This is a genomic window from Streptomyces sp. GLSS-08, assembly GCF_056387915.1.
This window is the reverse complement of sequence record NZ_JBWJAQ010000001.1, coordinates 38000-53199: the sequence shown is the minus strand read 5'-3', so window position 1 is coordinate 53199 and position 15200 is coordinate 38000. Positions and strand designations below refer to the sequence as shown.

Below are 15200 nucleotides of genomic sequence, written 5' to 3'. Positions count from 1 at the left end.
CGGTCCGGACGGTGCGTGCGGCGGGAGCGCGGCACGCAAGCTCGTCCGGGTCGCCCTGGTGGACGACCAGGCCCTGATGCGGGCCGGTTTCCGGGCCCTGCTTGAGGCCGAGGACGGCATCGAGGTGGTGGGCGAGGCCGCCGACGGCCGGCAGGGCCTGGAGCTGGTGCGCTCCCAGGTCCCCGACATCGCCCTCGTCGACGTGCAGATGCCCGTCATGAACGGCATCGAGGCCACCCGCCGCATCGCGGCCGACCCGCACCTGTCCGCCGTACGCGTCGTGATGCTCACCAACTACGGCCTCGACGAGTACGTCTTCGAGGCGCTGCGCGCCGGGGCCAGCGGCTTTCTGCTCAAGGACACCGAGCCCGCCGACCTGTTGCAGGCCATCGAGGTGGTCGCGGGCGGCGAGGCGCTGCTGTCGCCGTCCGTCACCCGCACCCTGATCGGCGAGTTCGTCGCCCGGCCCCCGGACCGGGCGACCGCTCCCGGCCTGGAGAGCCTCACCCGCCGAGAGCGCGAGGTCACCGCCCTCGCCGCGCGTGGCCTGAGCAACGAGGAGATCGCCGCCCACATGGTCATCAGCCCCTTCACGGCGAAGACGCACATCAGTCGCGCGATGACCAAGCTCGGCGCCCGCGACCGCGCCCAACTGGTCGTGTTCGCCTACGAGTCGGGACTGGTGACGGCGCGGCGGACCCCGGGGTGAGGGCTGTTGCCGGGAGCGCGGCCGAAGGCGTGGCCCCGACACGGGCCGCCTGCGATGATCGGCGGGTGAAAGCGATACGTGGGAGAGGGGCCCGCGGGGCCGCCCTGGCCTGTGCGCTGGCGCTGGGAGCGAGTGGTTGCGGGCTCTCGGCCGAGCTGGACCGGGAACGCCATCCCGCAGGCCGGCCCACGCCCACCCCGTCGCGGACCCGCACGGTCCCGCCGCCCGTGACCCCCGCCCCCGCGGCGCCCGTCCCCGGGCGCTCGCACGTCGTGCCCCTCCAGCCGCGGGCCGGCTGCCCCGGTTCCGGTGTGCGCCTCGACACCGGCGACGAGGACGCCGCCATGGGACTGCGGAGCATGACGCTCACCCTCACCAACTGCGGCGACCGGCCGTACCGGCTGAACGGCCACCCCACGCTGCGGGTCCTCGACGAGGCGGGCGCCCCCCTCACCGGAGTACGCACCGTCGCCGGGACCGACGAGGTGTTCATGGCGCCGGAGGACCCGGGCCCCGAGCCGCTCACCCTCGCCCCGGGCGAGAGCGCCCGGTCCGCCCTGTACTGGCGGATGGCGGCCGAGAACGGCACCTACCTCCGCGTCAGCCCGCAGCGGGGCCGCGCCGCCGTGACCGTACGCGCCCGGGAACCCCTCGACATCGGACCGGAGAACATCCTCGGGACGACGGCCTGGGCCCCGACGGCCCGGTAGCCGGGCGTCGCACGGCCGCCGGGCGGGCGGGCCGGGACGCGCACGCTCACCGAACGCCCGCCCCGCAGCGAGGAGTCCGCCCTTGTTCACCACCCGACCCACACTCCAGGGCACCTTCGGCATGGTGTCCTCCACGCACTGGCTCGCCTCGCAGTCGGCGATGGCCGTCCTGGAGGACGGCGGCAACGCGTACGACGCCGCGGTGGCCGCGGGATTCGTCCTGCACGTCGTCGAACCGCACCTCAACGGCCCCGCGGGTGAGGTCCCGATCATCCTCGCCCCGGCGGACGGGGAGGTCCGCGTGCTGTGCGGGCAGGGCGTCGCGCCCGCCGGAGCGACCGTCGCCCACTACCGCGCCCTCGGCCTCGACCTCGTACCGGGCACCGGCCCCCTCGCGGCCGCGGTGCCCGGCGCCTTCGACGCGTGGATGCTGCTCCTGCGCGACCACGGCACCCGCACCCTCGCCGATGTCCTCAAGTACGCGATCGGGTACGCCGAGGACGGCCACCCGCCCGTCGAGCGCGTTACGGAGACCGTGGAGACGGTGCGCGAACTCTTCGAGACGGAGTGGACGTCGTCGGCCGAGGTGTACCTGCCCGGCGGCCGTGCCCCGCGCCCCGGGGAACTGCTGCGCAACCCCGCCATCGCCGCGACCTGGCGCCGGCTGCTCGCCGAGGTCGCCGACGCCGGGGACCGGGAGGCGCAGATCGAGGCCGCCCGCCGTGTGTGGCGCTCCGGGTTCATCGCCGAGGCCCTGGTGCGCCAGGCGGAGCGGCCCACCCTGGACACCAGCGGCGAGCGCCACACCGGCACCCTGACCGCCGCCGACCTGGCCTCCTGGTCCGCGACCTACGAGGCCCCGGCGACGTACGACTGGCGGGGCTGGACCCTGTGCAAGGCGGGCCCCTGGAGCCAGGGCCCGGTCCTGCTCCAGCAGCTCGCCCTGCTGCCCGAGGAACTGCCCGCCCCCGGCAGCGCCGACTACGTGCACCTCCTGGTCGAGGGCTGCAAGCTCGCCATGGCCGACCGGGAGGCCTGGTACGGCGACGCGGCCGAAGTGCCCCTGCGCGAACTGCTGTCGGAGCCGTACAACGCGTCGAGGCGCGCCCTCGTCGGCGACACGGCCTCCTACGAGCTGCGGCCCGGCAGCCCCGGGGGACGCACCCCGCGGCTCAGCGGGCACGCGCTCGTGACGGCCACCGGGGAGGCCGGTTTCGACCCGCTCGGCGTGCCGGGCGCCGGCGAGCCCACCGTCGCCGGGAGCCCGCTGTCCCCTGTGCCCGGCGAGCCGGATGTCGCGGCGGACGGGCGCACCCGCGGCGACACCTGCCACCTCGACGTCGTGGACCGCTGGGGCAACATGGTGGCCGCCACACCGAGCGGCGGCTGGCTGCAGTCCAACCCCGTCGTGCCGGAACTGGGCTTCCCGCTAGGCACCCGGCTCCAGATGACCTGGCTGGAGGAGGGACTGCCGAACTCCCTCACCCCGGGCCGCCGGCCCCGTACCACCCTCACACCGTCCCTGGCCCTGCGCGACGGCGTGCCCGTCCTGGCCTTCGGCACCCCCGGCGGCGACCAGCAGGACCAGTGGCAGACGCACTTCTTCCTCGCCGTCGCCCTGCGCCCCGAGGTGCGCGGCGGTCTCGACCTGCAGGGCGCCGTCGACGCCCCGAACTGGCACACCGACAGCTTCCCCGGCTCCTTCTACCCCCGCGGCATGCGCCCCGGCAGTGTCACCGTCGAGTCCCGCACGGACCCGGAGGTCGTGGCGGAACTGCGGCGCCGGGGCCACGACGTGCTGGTGGGCGGGGCGTGGACCGAGGGGCGCCTGTGCGCGGTCGCCCGGGACCCGCGCACGGGTGTCCTGTCGGCGGCGGCGAACCCGCGGGGAATGCAGGGCTACGCCGTCGGCCGCTGAACTCCGCGGGCCGTCCCCGGCCGCGTGCGACCGGGGACGCACGGACGCGCGGACCTCCGCTTTCATGGCGATTCCACCCGGCGTACACCGGCAGGGCAGGGATTGTCAGAGGGCCGTGCTGTCATGGAGGCATGATCGAAGAGTTTCTCGCACAGCGCGCGGCCGACGTCGAAGAGGCGGTCCGCAAGGCGGCCGCCGCCGAGATCATGCCGCGGTTCCGGCAGCTCGCGGCGCACGAGATCGACCAGAAGACGGGCCCGCACGACCTGGTGACCGACGCCGACCGCAAGGCCGAGGAGTACCTGACCGGGGCGCTCACCGCGCTGCTGCCCGGCTCGGTCGTCGTCGGCGAGGAGGCGGTGCACGCCAACCCCGCGACCTACGCGTCCATACGCGGCGACGCCCCCGTCTGGATCGTCGACCCCGTCGACGGGACGCGGCAGTTCGTCCACGGCGACCCCGGCTTCTGCACCCTGGTCGCGCTCGCGCTGGACGGAGTCGTGCACGCGTCCTGGACGTTCGCCCCCGTGCGCGAGGAGTTCGCCACCGCGGTCCGCGGCCAGGGCGCCCTGCTGGACGGCGCGCCCCTGCGCTCCGGCTCCCCGGCCCCCGGCAGCGACCTGCGCGTGGCCACGTCCCACCCGGACTACACCACCGACGAGCAGAAGCGGGCCCTGCTCGGCCTGCGCGGCGAGGGCGTCCGGCCGCGCCCGTGCGGCTCGGCAGGCCTGGAGTACCTCGCCGTCGCCCGCGGTGAGCTGGACGCGACCGCGTTCAGCTGGGAGGCCGCATGGGATCACGCGGCCGGTCTGCTGCTGGTCGAGGAGGCGGGCGGCGCGCATCTGACGCTCGCGCGTGAACCGTTCCGCATCACCGGGGGCAACGTGCTGCCCTTCACCGCGGCCCGGGACGCGGACACGGCCCGACGCGTGGTGGACCTGCTGGCGCAGGGCGTCTGACGAGCCGGACGCTCACGGCGGGCCGACAGGGTGAACGGGCGCGTCCACGGGCCTCCGCCGACCGGAGGACCGGGCGCCTTCAGGGGCCTGCGCGCCGGCCGATCGGCCTCCCGTCGGCCCGTGCCGACCGGAGGACCGGCGTTTTCATGGGCCCGCGCCGACCGGAGGACCGGCGTTCTCACGGGCCCGTCCGGCCGGAGGAGCGGCCGCCGGCTCGCGGGTGCCGCCCGGCGTCAAAACCGCGTCGGGGCGTACGGCGGGACCGGGCGCGGGGGAGCCGATGCGGGACGGCATGCGCGTTCAAACAACCTCGCCGCCAAGGCCGTCCGTCGCCCGGCCTATCCTGATGTTCAGTGGCCATCGGCTGACGAAGGAGTCCGAAGGTGCCGTCGATGCTCGATGCGGTCGTGGTGGGTGCGGGGCCGAACGGATTGACGGCTGCCGTGGAGCTGGCCCGGCGCGGCTTCTCGGTGGCGGTGTTCGAGGCGCACGGCACCGTGGGCGGGGGAGCGCGCACCGAGGAGCTCACGCTCCCCGGTTTCCGGCACGACCCGTGTTCCGCGGCCCACCCGCTGGGAATCAACTCGCCCGCGTTCCGCGCCATGCCCCTGGAGCGCTACGGACTTCAGTGGCTGCACGCCGAGCTGCCCATGGCGCACCCCTTCCCCGACGGCACGGCCGCGGTGCTGTCCCGCTCGGTGGCCGAGACCGCCGCCTCCTTCGGCCCCCGCGACGCGGGCGCGTACCGCAGACTGGTCGAGCCGTTCCTGCCCAAATGGGACACGCTGGTCCACGACTTCATGTCCCTGCCGCTCAGCTCGCTGCCGCGCGACCCCCTCACCCTCGCGCGCTTCGGACTGACCGGGCTGCCCCCCTCCACCTGGCTGATGCGCCGCTTCCGCGACGAACGGGCCAAGGCGCTCTTCGCCGGCCTCGTGGCCCACGTCATCGCCCCCCTCGGCGGCATCGCCACGGGCGCGGTGGGCCTCGTCTTCGCCCTCGCCGCGCACGCCCGCGGCTGGCCCGTCGCCCGCGGCGGCTCCCAGTCCATCTCGGACGCGCTCACCGCCTACCTGAAGGACCTCGGCGGCACCGTCCACACGGACTACGAGGTCAAGCACTTCGACGACCTGCCGCCCGCCCGGGCGTACGTCTTCGACACCTCGCCCACCGCCCTGGCCCGCATCGCCGGCTTCGGCCGCTACTACGAGGGCTACCGGTACGGCGCGGGAGTCTTCAAGATCGACTACGCGCTGGACGGGCCCGTGCCCTGGACGGCGCAGGAGGCGCGCGCCGCGGGGACCGTACAGGTCGGCGCGAGCCGGAAGGAGATCGCCACCGCGCTGCACGCGGCCTCCCGCGCGGGCCGCGCACCGGACGTGCCCTTCCTGATCACCGTGCAGCCCGGCGTCGTCGACCCGTCCCGGGCACCTGCCGGGAAGCAGGTCTTCTGGACGTACGGCCACGTCCCGAACGGCTGGAGCGGAGACCTCACGGACGCCGTCGAGCGCCAGCTGGAGCGCTTCGCGCCGGGCTTCCGCGACCGGGTCCTCGCCCGCGCGACGGCCGGGCCGCCCGAGCTGGCCGTCCGCAACGCCAACTACGTGGGCGGGGACATCGCCTGCGGAGCCGCATCAGGCCTCCAGCTCATGCTGCGGCCCAAGCTCTCCCTGTCCCCGTACAGCACCCCGCACCCTGCCGTCTTCATCTGCTCCTCGGCCACCCCGCCCGGGCCGGGTGTGCACGGCATGTCCGGGCACAACGCGGCCAAGGCCGTCTGGAGGAGGCTGCGCCAGTCATGACCACCCTCACACTCGTCCAGGGCGACATCACCCGGCAGACCGTCGACGCCGTCGTCAACGCGGCCAACTCCTCGCTGCTCGGCGGGGGAGGCGTCGACGGCGCCATCCACCGGCGCGGCGGCCCCGCCGTCCTCGCCGAGTGCCGCAGGCTCCGCGCCTCCCGGTACGGCAAGGGCCTGCCCACCGGCCGGGCCGTCGCGACCACCGCGGGCGAGCTGGACGCGCGCTGGGTGATCCACACCGTGGGCCCGGTCTGGTCCGCCGACGAGGACCGCAGCGAGCTGCTCGCCTCCTGCTACCGGGAGTCCCTGCGGATCGCCGCCGAACTCGGCGCGCGGACCGTGGCCTTCCCCGCGATCTCCACCGGCGTCTTCGGCTGGCCGATGGACGACGGTGCGCGGATCGCGGTGCAGACCGTCCGGGAGGCCGCGGCTCCCCCCGTCGAGGAGGTGCGGTTCGTGCTGTTCGACGAGCGCGCCCACGCGGTCTTCGCCGACCGGCTGGGGTGAGCCCGAGAGGGACGGCGTCCCCGCCGGTCGCCACGCCGGGCCCGCCCCGGCAGCGGCCGGGCGGGCCGCGGGCCCCGCGACGTACAGGTCGGATTTCCGCGAGCCAGGGCCCGGGCCGGTGCCGGATCCTTGAGGCATGCGGAACGGGATGCACACCGACACCGAGCGCTGCGTACGCGCCGTCCAGTCCAAGGACGCACGCTTCGACGGCTGGTTCTACACAGCGGTCCTGACCACCCGGATCTACTGCCGGCCCAGCTGCCCCGTGGTGCCGCCGAAGCCGGAGAACATGACGTTCCACCCGAGCGCCGCCGCCTGCCAGCAGGCCGGGTTCCGGGCCTGCAAGCGGTGCCGCCCCGACACCAGCCCCGGCTCGCCCGAATGGAACCAGCGCGCCGACCTCGTCGCCCGCGCCATGCGCCTGATCGGCGACGGGATCGTGGACCGCGAGGGCGTACCCGGCCTCGCCGCCCGTCTCGGCTACAGCACCCGCCAGATCGAGCGGCAGCTCCTCGCCGAACTGGGCGCCGGTCCCCTCGCGCTCGCCCGGGCCCAGCGCGCCCAGACCGCGCGACTCCTCATCGAGACGACGACCCTGCCGATGGCGGAAATCGCCTTCGCCGCCGGCTTCGCCTCGATCCGCACCTTCAACGACACCGTGCGCGAGGTCTTCGCGCTCACCCCGAGCGAGCTGCGCACCCGGATCCCGCGCAAGGCGGCGCCCACACCCGGCGCGCTCAGCCTCCGGCTCCCCTTCCGCGCCCCGCTCAACCCCGACAACCTCTTCGGCCACCTCGCGGCGACCGGAGTGCCCGGCGTCGAGGAGTGGCGCGACGGAGCCTTCCGGCGCACGCTGCGTCTGCCGTACGGCCACGGCGTCACCGCGCTCACCCCGAAGTCCGACCACATCGCCTGCCGCCTCACCCTCAGCGACCTGCGCGACCTGCCCGTCGCCATCAGCCGCTGCCGCCGCCTGCTCGACCTGGACGCCGACCCGGTCGCGGTCGACGACCGGCTGCGCACCGATCCGCTGCTCGCCCCGCTCGTCGACAAGGCGCCGGGGCGCCGGGTGCCGCGCACCGTCGACGAGGCGGAATTCGCCGTACGGGCCGTGCTCGGACAGCAGGTCTCCACGGCCGCCGCCCGCACCCACGCGGCCCGTCTGGTCCTTGCGCACGGCGAACCCGTCGACGATCCCGAGGGCGGCCTGACCCACCTCTTCCCCACACCCGAGGCGCTCGCCGCCCTCGACCCCGACTCCCTCGCGATGCCGCGCACCCGCCGCACCACGTTCACCACCCTCGTACGCCAACTCGCCGACGGGTCACTCCACCTGGGCGTCGAGAGCGACTGGGCAAAGAGCCGGGCCCGCCTCCTCGCGCTGCCCGGCTTCGGGCCCTGGACCGTCGACGTCATCGCGATGCGCGCCCTCGGGGACCCCGACGCCTTCCTGCCCACCGACCTCGGAATCCGGCGCGCGGCCGAGGAGTTGGGCCTGCCCGCCACACCCTCCGCGCTCACCGCACGCGCCGCGGCCTGGCGTCCCTGGCGGGCGTACGCCGTCCAGTACCTGTGGGCGACCGACAGCCACCCCATCAACTTCCTGCCCGTATGAGCGACTGACGACACGACGACTCTTAGGACCCCGCCTGTGAAACAGCACACTGTGATCGACAGCCCGTACGGACCGCTCACCCTCGTCGCCACCGACGGCGTCCTGTCCGGCCTCTACATGGCCGGCCAGCGCCACCGCCCGCCCGAGGAGCACTTCGGCGACCCCGACGACACGCCGTTCGCCGAGACACGCGCCCAGCTGGACGCCTATTTCGCGGGCGAGGCGAAGGACTTCGACCTCCCCCTGCACCTGGACGGCACACCGTTCCAGCGCAGCGTCTGGGAACAACTGCGCCTGATCCCCTACGGCGAGACCCGCTCGTACGGCGAACTGGCCGAACTCCTGGGCAACCCGGGCGCGTCCCGCGCGGTGGGCCTCGCCAACGGCAGGAACCCCGTCGGCATCATCGTGCCCTGCCACCGCGTGGTGGGCGCCGACGGCGGCCTCACCGGATACGGCGGCGGCCTCGACCGCAAGCGCCGCCTCCTCGACTTCGAACGGGGAGCCGCCCTCTTCGACTGACCCGGCGCCACTGCGGAGGGCTCAGGAACCGTCCCCGGCGCTCAGGCGGTGCAGCACCGCGGGCAGGGCCGTGCCGATCGGTTCCCGTACGATCTCGCCGGCGCGGTCGTCGTACGGGGTCGGTTCGGCGTTGACGATGACGAGGCGGGCCCCGTGGTCGGCGGCGACACCCGCGAGGCCGGCCGCCGGCTGCACCTGGAGGGTGCTGCCGACGGCGATGAACACCTGGCAGGCCTTCGTGATCGAGACCGCCTCGCCGAGCACCACCGGGTCGAGCCGCTCGCCGAACATGACGGTCGCCGGCTTCAGGATCCCGCCGCACTCCAGGCACGGCGGATCGTCCTCACCGGCGTCGATCCGGGCGAGAGCGTCCTCCATCGGCCCCCGCGCATGGCACTTCGTGCACACCACGCTCCGTGCGCTGCCGTGCAGTTCGAGGACCTTCCGGGCCGGCATGCCCGCGAGCTGGTGCAGCCCGTCCACGTTCTGCGTGATCACCCGCACCGGCACCCCGGAGCGCTCCAGCCCGGCCACGGCCCGGTGCGCCGCGTTCGGCTCCGCCCGGAGCGCGCCGTTCTCGCGCCGCATCCGCCAGGAGCGGCGCCGGATCTCCGGGTCGCCCATGTAGTACTCGTACGTGACGAGCTTCTCCGCCTCGGGGTCCCGCCGCCACAGGCCGTTGGGACCGCGGTAGTCCGGGATCCCGGAGTCCGTCGAGATCCCGGCACCGCTGAGGATCGCGACCAGGGGCTTGTTCATACGGCCGAGGGTAGGACCCGCGCCAGGGGCGCGGCCAACGGATATCGCGGGGACGGGCGTTGTCCCCGAGGAGCCCGCCCGCGGCTCAGCCCACCCGGTGGCCGTTCTCCAGCTCTGCCGTGCCCGAGCCCTCCGCGAGGACGTCCAGCGCGGCCAGCACCCGGCGGCCCAGCGCGCCCGGCAGGTGGTCGGGGAGATCCTCCGGCGAGACCAGCCGCCACGACAGCAGTTCCTCCTCCTGCAGGCGGATCGCCCCGAAGTCGTCCGCGCCGAGGACCCCGCCGTCGTACAGGTACGCCACCAGGGGCGGCCTGTCCGCTCCCGGCACCCAGTCCACCGCGAGCAGCCGCCCCAGGGTCACGTCGAGCCCGATCTCCTCGGCCGTCTCCCGCCGCGCCCCCTGCCGCGGGCTCTCGCCGTCGTCCGACTCGATGGTGCCGCCGGGCAGCGCCCAGCCCTCCCGGTAGTTCGGCTCGACGAGCAGCACGCGCCCCTCGGCGTCGCGGAATAGCGCGGCCGCCCCGGCGATGACGCGGGGCAGACCGGCGATGTACGTGGCGAAGTCCGCGGTCCGTGAAGTGGTCATCCGGAAAGGGTAAAGGCGCCGCCCGCCGCCAGCCGCACCGTGCGCTCCGCCAGCTCGCTGATCCGCACCCCGTCGAAGCCGAACACCGCGCTGCGGACGGTGTCCTCCAGCGGGTCCCGCCACTGGGGCGCGATCGCGGCGGCCCCGCACAGGACCCCCGCGACCGAGCCCGCGGTCGCCCCGTTCGAGTCGGTGTCCAGACCGCCGCGGACGGTCAGCGCGATGCTGCGGGTGAAGTCACCGTCGCCGTACAGCAGCCCGGTGGTGAGGACGGCGGCGTTCGGGACCGTGTGGATCCAGTGCAGCCCCGCGGTCTCCTCGGTGAGCGTGCCGAGGGTGTCCTCCCAGCTCAGCCGCGCCTCGTGCAGCGTGAGCACCCGGCGCACGGTCCGGGCGAGACGGCTGCTCGCCGGAATCACCGTCAGCGCCGTGTCCAGGGCCTGCCGCACACCGGGCGCGGTGAACGCCGCCGCGATCAGCGCGGCCGCCCACATCGCGCCGTAGACGCCGTTCCCCGTGTGCGACAGGACGGCGTCCCGGCGCGCCAGGGCCGCCGCCCGCCGCGGATCCCCGGGGGAGGTCCAGCCGTAGACGTCGGCACGGATGAGGGCACCGATCCACTCCTGGTACGGATTGTCGTACGTCGCCGTCAGCGGCGGTCTGATGCCGTTGGCGAGGTTGCGGTAGGCGGCCCGCTCCGCGGTGAACGTCTGCAGATACGGCAGCCGGAGCAGCCACAGGTCACCCACCTGCTCGGTGCTGAACCCGAAGCCGTGCGTCTCCAGCAGGTCGAGGCCGAGGATCGCGTAGTCCACGTCGTCGTCCCGGCAGCTGCCGTGGATCCGGCCCCGGACGCACTGGCGCCACTCGGGACGCAGGGCCGCCCCGGCGGCCTCGTCGACGGGCTCGGGAAGGTAGTCGGTGAGCGGCAGCGCCGCCGCCCGCCGCAGATAGCGGTCGATGCGTTCCCGCGTCCAGTGGTCGCCCTGCTCGACCGGTTTGCCGAGCATGTTGCCCGCGATCCGGCCCAGCCAGCCCCCGAGGACGCGGTCGTCGAGATCGGTGCCCACAGGGGTCATGGCTCCGGTCTACCCGATTCCGGGCTGCTCCGCGCGGGTTTCGAGGCGCGGGACGGGGCATGACGGGGCACCCCTCCTGCGGTTAAGGTCGCAGCGGCGCGACTGCCTTGACGTGAGCAAGGCGCGAAAGCAAGGGGAATGCAAGGTGGCGGACGCTGTGAATCGGACTCCGAGGGCGGCGCGCGTGCTCATCGCCGCGGACAAGTTCAAGGGATCACTGACGGCCGTGCAGGTCGCGGAGCGGGTGACGGCCGGGCTGCGCCGGGTCGCCCCGCACGCGGAGGTCGAGGCGCTGCCCGTCGCCGACGGCGGGGACGGCACCGTGGACGCCGCGGTCGCGGCCGGGTTCGAGCGCCGCGAGGTCCGGGTCGCCGGGCCGCTGGGCGACGAGGTCACCGCCGCGTTCGCGCTGCGCGGCGACACCGCCGTCGTCGAGATGGCGGAGGCGAGCGGGCTCCAGCGGCTGCCCGCGGGGGCCTTCGCGCCGCTCACCGCGTCGACGTACGGGGCCGGGGAGCTGCTGCGCGCGGCGCTGGACGCCGGGGCGCGGACCATCGTGTTCGGAGTGGGCGGCAGCGCGACGACCGACGGCGGCGCCGGCATGCTGTCCGCCCTCGGGGCACGCTTCCTGGACGCGGACGGGGAGCCGGTGGCTCCCGGCGGCGGCTCGCTGGGCGACCTGGCCACCGCCGACCTCTCCGGCCTGGACCCGCGCCTGCCCGGCGTCGACCTCGTTCTCGCCAGCGACGTGGACAACCCGCTCACGGGCCCCGAGGGGGCGCCCGCGGTGTACGGCCCGCAGAAGGGCGCGAGCCCCGACGACGTGGCGGCACTGGACGCCTCCCTCACCCACTTCGCCACGGTGCTCGAGAAGGCCGTCGGCTCCCAGGCCGCCGAGTACGCCCGGGCGCCCGGTGCCGGCGCGGCGGGCGGCATCGGCTACGGGGCCCTGGTCCTCGGCGCCCGCTTCCGCCCCGGCATCGAGGTCATGCTCGACGTCCTCGGCTTCGCGCCGGCCGTGGAGCGCGCCACCCTGGTGATCACCGGCGAGGGCTCCCTCGACGAGCAGACCCTCCACGGGAAGGCTCCGGCGGGCGTCGCCACGGCGGCCCGCGCGGCGGGCAAGGAGGTCGTCGCGGTCTGCGGCCGCCTGGCCCTTCCCCCCGAGGCCCTCGGCAAGGCCGGCATCCGCCGCGCCTACGCGCTCACAGACGTCGAACCCGACGTCGCCGAGTGCATCGCGAACGCCGGCCCCATCCTGGAGCAGGTCGCCGAGAACATCGGACGGGACTTTTTGATCTAGGGGACCTCTGTCCGCCCCGTGTCCGGGGGGGGGGCTGGGCGCCCGGCCCGGGTGACGGTGGCGGGCCTTCCTGGGGCGCCCGCCATCTCCGCCCCTTCGCGTCCCGTTTTTTCGGGGCTCGGCCCGGGCCCCTGTGCCGGTGAGGACGACCTGTGTCGGCCAAGGACGACCTCACGTCGCCAGCGCGGGCTGCAGGGCGAAGAGGGACGGGACGTGGCGGGTGCCAGCGGTGAATCTTTTGGAAGCAACAGCGTCGACCCGCAACGGCGCCGCCAGCCCGACCCCGCCGAACGCCACACAGCACCACGTCAGGCCGCGGCAGCCGAAAGCCGCGATCGCCGTCGTGACTGACCTTCTGTGGCTGAGCTTGACGGTTCGATGGGGATCAGGTGACCAGCGACGGTGCTGCGATCGTCCGTGCTCGGTCGTACAGGTCGAGTGCCGTCGCCTTCTTCAGATGGGGGCGCAAGAGACCGAACATCGCCTTCACGCGCTCGTCGGCGCGGCCGGACTGCACCTTGGGGTAGTCGTCGAGGGCCTGGTGCCAGGTGAGGCAGGCCGCTTCCAGGTGGCCGAGTTCCAACTGTCGCTCTGCCAACAGACCACGCCGGTGTACTCGTGTGCGCTGGTACACGCTGGGGCGGAGCCGGTCCGCTTGCTGCATGGCGTCGACGGCTCCGGCCTTGTCACCGAGTTCGTAACGTACCTGGCTGACGTGGTAGTTGAGCGAAGAGGGGTCATACGAGCCGAACGCCTTTCCGCGTGACTCGGCACGGTCCATGGCCGCCTCGGCCTTCCGGATGTAGCGAAGCGCGCCCGTACGGTCGCCGGTCTGCGCGGCGGCGTGTGCCTGCCGGCCCACGAGGAAGGCCAGCATCCGGGGTCCGGCTTTCGGGGAGGCGGCGGCAGCGGCGTCGGCCAGCTCCATAGCCTTCGCCCCGTGGCGGAGGTCGACTGCCTGGACGCTCATGCCCCGCAGGGTGGTGCAGTACGTCAGGTGGTCCTCGGCCGCGCCCGCCAGTTCCAGGGCCTTGACGTAGTAACGCTGTGCGAGACCGTGCAGTCCTTCGTCCACGGCCATGTAGCCGGTCAGGTAGAGCAGGTCCGAGGCGGCGGACAGCATCGCCTTGCGTACGTCCTCGGGTGCGTCGGCGCGCAGGTAGGAGGCCACGGTGTTGACCATGAACGAGGCCGCCATGGGGCGTGCGTGACGGCCGCCGAACTCGTCGTCCAGTTCCGAAACACGCTCGGTCATGGCGATGACCATGTCCACTTCGTCCATGCCGATGCGACTCGTGCGGCCAGACTCAATTGCATCTGCACGCCCGACTACATCAGGCCAGCCGGGAATGGTGACGGCCACGGAGAACAGGCCGGCACCCAGGACGCTGCGGCGGGACGGGTCCATATCCAGCCTCCCCAGGTCGATCACCCCTCGTCCGGCGTCACGTCACCCCCGCGCCCCCGACAACCGATACGCATCCAACGCCAACGTCATCTCGATCAGATCCCGAGGCCGCGCCAGCGACCGCGCGGTCAGCTGCTCCAGCCGCCGTAACCGGTTGAAGACCGTGTTCCGGTGGCAGTACAGCCGCCCCGCGGCCCGCCCCGCCGACCCCTCGCACGCCAGCCACACGTCCAGCGTCTCCAGCAGCACCGCCCGGTCCGCCGGCTCCAGCGCGAGCAGTTCCCCGAAGATGTCGGACACCAGCCGCCCCGCCAGCTCCGGCTGGCTCACCACGAGAGCCGTCGGCATCCGCTGGTCCAGCCGTACGATCTCGCTCGCGTCCGGCGGGCACGTGCGCAGCGCCAGTTCGGCGAGGCGCCGGGCCCGCCCCAGTTCGGCGAGGCCCGCCACGACGGGGCTGATCCCGCCGGGCCCCACGCACCGCCCCGCGAGCACCCGGGCCACCCCGTCCAGATCCTGGCCGGGCCCGAGCGCGACCACGCCGACCTCGCAGTCCGCCCGCATCCGCCACACGAACCGGAACCCGGCCCCCTGCACCGGCCGGTGGAACGCCTCCCGGCCGTCCCGACGCTCCGCCCGCAGCACCACCACGGCGTAGGGCCCCCGCTCCGGAAGGTCGAGCCCGGCCGCCGCCCGCGCCGCGAGCCCGGGAGCCTCCCGGCCCTCCAGGAGCGCGTCGAGGAGGGCCTGCAACTGCTCGTCGGTGCGCCGCCGCAGCTCCAGCTCCGTCGCGCGGTACGCCTCCGACGCCGCCGCGGCCTGGGCGTCCACCGCCGACCACACCATCGTCGCCGAGCGCATCAGCGCCCCGAGCCGCTCCGGTTCCTTCCCGGCGGCTCCCTCCATCAGCGCGTCCCACACCAGATAGCCCGCGCTGCGGTACGCGTGCACCAGCAGCTCCAGCGGCAGCCCCTGCTGGGCCCGCCGCCGCCCGGCGTCCTCCGCGTGCGCCAGGTCGCGGCGCGGTGCGTCCCGGGGCGCGGAGATCGTCTCGATCCCGATCCGCATCGCCTCCTCCGCCTCCCGCCACTGCTGGTCGTACGCGAGCACCTGCCCGTAGACGGGGGAGTGCTCCGCCAGCTGCCGCACGTGCTCGTCGACCAGTTCCGGCAGCCGCCGCAGCAGCGCGGCACAGGCTTCCGCGAGCAGTTTCCAGTCATGACCGGTACGCCTTCCGCGCGCTCCCATGGCGGCAGCATGCCACCGGTGCGACGCCCCCGGCAGGCCCCTGACACGCGGTGTTGTGCGCGCGCACAACGGC

At 74.3% G+C, this 15200-nt stretch carries 14 protein-coding genes; 9 read left to right on the top strand and 5 right to left on the bottom strand.

Annotation, left to right across the window (positions count from 1 at the left end):
• Window positions 1-55: 55 nt before the first annotated feature.
• From AC0ZLC_RS00235 to AC0ZLC_RS00200, 8 genes are all read left to right on the top strand, one after another.
• Window positions 56-709 carry a response regulator gene (locus AC0ZLC_RS00235; RefSeq protein ID WP_476750197.1) on the top strand — a complete coding sequence of 218 codons (654 nt, stop codon included), beginning with the start codon at window positions 56-58 and terminating at the stop codon, window positions 707-709.
• A 65-nt stretch (window positions 710-774) separates the two neighbouring features.
• Window positions 775-1419, top strand: a complete 645-nt coding sequence (locus tag AC0ZLC_RS00230; protein WP_476749766.1) for a DUF4232 domain-containing protein — start codon at window positions 775-777, stop codon at window positions 1417-1419.
• 82 nt (window positions 1420-1501) lie between these two features.
• Entirely contained in the window at window positions 1502-3337 is a 1836-nt protein-coding gene (locus AC0ZLC_RS00225) for a gamma-glutamyltransferase family protein (RefSeq protein ID WP_476749765.1), read from the top strand.
• Between the two features lie 131 nt (window positions 3338-3468).
• Window positions 3469-4296: an inositol monophosphatase family protein gene (locus AC0ZLC_RS00220; protein ID WP_476749764.1), complete on the top strand. Its 828-nt coding sequence runs from the start codon at window positions 3469-3471 to the stop codon at window positions 4294-4296.
• Between the two features lie 392 nt (window positions 4297-4688).
• Window positions 4689-6098: a phytoene desaturase family protein gene (locus tag AC0ZLC_RS00215; protein WP_476749763.1), complete on the top strand. Its 1410-nt coding sequence runs from the start codon at window positions 4689-4691 to the stop codon at window positions 6096-6098.
• Window positions 6095-6607: an O-acetyl-ADP-ribose deacetylase gene (locus AC0ZLC_RS00210; RefSeq protein ID WP_476749762.1), complete on the top strand. Its 513-nt coding sequence runs from the start codon at window positions 6095-6097 to the stop codon at window positions 6605-6607. Before AC0ZLC_RS00215 ends, AC0ZLC_RS00210 begins: the two co-directional genes overlap by 4 nt.
• A 136-nt stretch (window positions 6608-6743) precedes the next feature.
• A complete protein-coding gene (locus tag AC0ZLC_RS00205) occupies window positions 6744-8222 on the top strand; it encodes an AlkA N-terminal domain-containing protein (protein ID WP_476749761.1) in 1479 nt (492 codons plus the stop codon).
• Between the two features lie 36 nt (window positions 8223-8258).
• On the top strand, window positions 8259-8744 hold the full coding sequence (locus tag AC0ZLC_RS00200; protein WP_476749760.1) for a methylated-DNA--[protein]-cysteine S-methyltransferase: 486 nt from the start codon (window positions 8259-8261) through the stop codon (window positions 8742-8744).
• A gap of 21 nt (window positions 8745-8765) precedes the next feature.
• On the opposite strand, the gene AC0ZLC_RS00195 is transcribed toward AC0ZLC_RS00200, so the two are convergent.
• From AC0ZLC_RS00195 to AC0ZLC_RS00185, 3 genes are all read right to left on the bottom strand, one after another.
• Window positions 8766-9503, bottom strand: a complete 738-nt coding sequence (locus AC0ZLC_RS00195) for an SIR2 family NAD-dependent protein deacylase (protein ID WP_476749759.1) — start codon at window positions 9501-9503, stop codon at window positions 8766-8768.
• A gap of 85 nt (window positions 9504-9588) precedes the next feature.
• Window positions 9589-10089, bottom strand: a complete 501-nt coding sequence (locus AC0ZLC_RS00190) for an NUDIX domain-containing protein (RefSeq protein ID WP_476749758.1) — start codon at window positions 10087-10089, stop codon at window positions 9589-9591.
• Window positions 10086-11168, bottom strand: a complete 1083-nt coding sequence (locus AC0ZLC_RS00185) for an ADP-ribosylglycohydrolase family protein (RefSeq protein WP_476749757.1) — start codon at window positions 11166-11168, stop codon at window positions 10086-10088. Before AC0ZLC_RS00185 ends, AC0ZLC_RS00190 begins: the two co-directional genes overlap by 4 nt.
• Before the next feature lie 184 nt (window positions 11169-11352).
• Between AC0ZLC_RS00185 and AC0ZLC_RS00180 the strand changes: the two genes are divergently transcribed.
• Complete coding sequence (locus AC0ZLC_RS00180) at window positions 11353-12471, top strand: glycerate kinase (protein WP_476750196.1); 1119 nt, start codon at window positions 11353-11355, stop codon at window positions 12469-12471.
• Window positions 12472-12856: 385 nt separating this feature from the next.
• Here the strand turns inward: AC0ZLC_RS00180 and AC0ZLC_RS00175 are convergent, their stop codons facing one another.
• Complete coding sequence (locus tag AC0ZLC_RS00175) at window positions 12857-13879, bottom strand: transcriptional regulator (protein WP_476749756.1); 1023 nt, start codon at window positions 13877-13879, stop codon at window positions 12857-12859.
• Window positions 13880-13921: 42 nt separating this feature from the next.
• Window positions 13922-15127, bottom strand: a complete 1206-nt coding sequence (locus tag AC0ZLC_RS00170) for a PucR family transcriptional regulator (protein ID WP_476749755.1) — start codon at window positions 15125-15127, stop codon at window positions 13922-13924.
• Window positions 15128-15200 lie beyond the last annotated feature (73 nt).

Bases quoted from the DNA above. Each gene is read 5' to 3' on its own strand.
- AC0ZLC_RS00220 (WP_476749764.1), top strand. From the start codon at position 3,469: ATGATCGAAGAGTTTCTCGCACAGCGCGCGGCCGACGTCGAAGAGGCG.
- AC0ZLC_RS00215 (WP_476749763.1), top strand. From the start codon at position 4,689: ATGCTCGATGCGGTCGTGGTGGGTGCGGGGCCGAACGGATTGACGGCT.
- AC0ZLC_RS00210 (WP_476749762.1), top strand. From the start codon at position 6,095: ATGACCACCCTCACACTCGTCCAGGGCGACATCACCCGGCAGACCGTC.
- AC0ZLC_RS00205 (WP_476749761.1), top strand. From the start codon at position 6,744: ATGCGGAACGGGATGCACACCGACACCGAGCGCTGCGTACGCGCCGTC.
- AC0ZLC_RS00195 (WP_476749759.1), bottom strand. From the start codon at position 9,503: ATGAACAAGCCCCTGGTCGCGATCCTCAGCGGTGCCGGGATCTCGACG.
- AC0ZLC_RS00190 (WP_476749758.1), bottom strand. From the start codon at position 10,089: ATGACCACTTCACGGACCGCGGACTTCGCCACGTACATCGCCGGTCTG.
- AC0ZLC_RS00185 (WP_476749757.1), bottom strand. From the start codon at position 11,168: ATGACCCCTGTGGGCACCGATCTCGACGACCGCGTCCTCGGGGGCTGG.
- AC0ZLC_RS00175 (WP_476749756.1), bottom strand. From the start codon at position 13,879: ATGGACCCGTCCCGCCGCAGCGTCCTGGGTGCCGGCCTGTTCTCCGTG.
- AC0ZLC_RS00170 (WP_476749755.1), bottom strand. From the start codon at position 15,127: ATGGGAGCGCGCGGAAGGCGTACCGGTCATGACTGGAAACTGCTCGCG.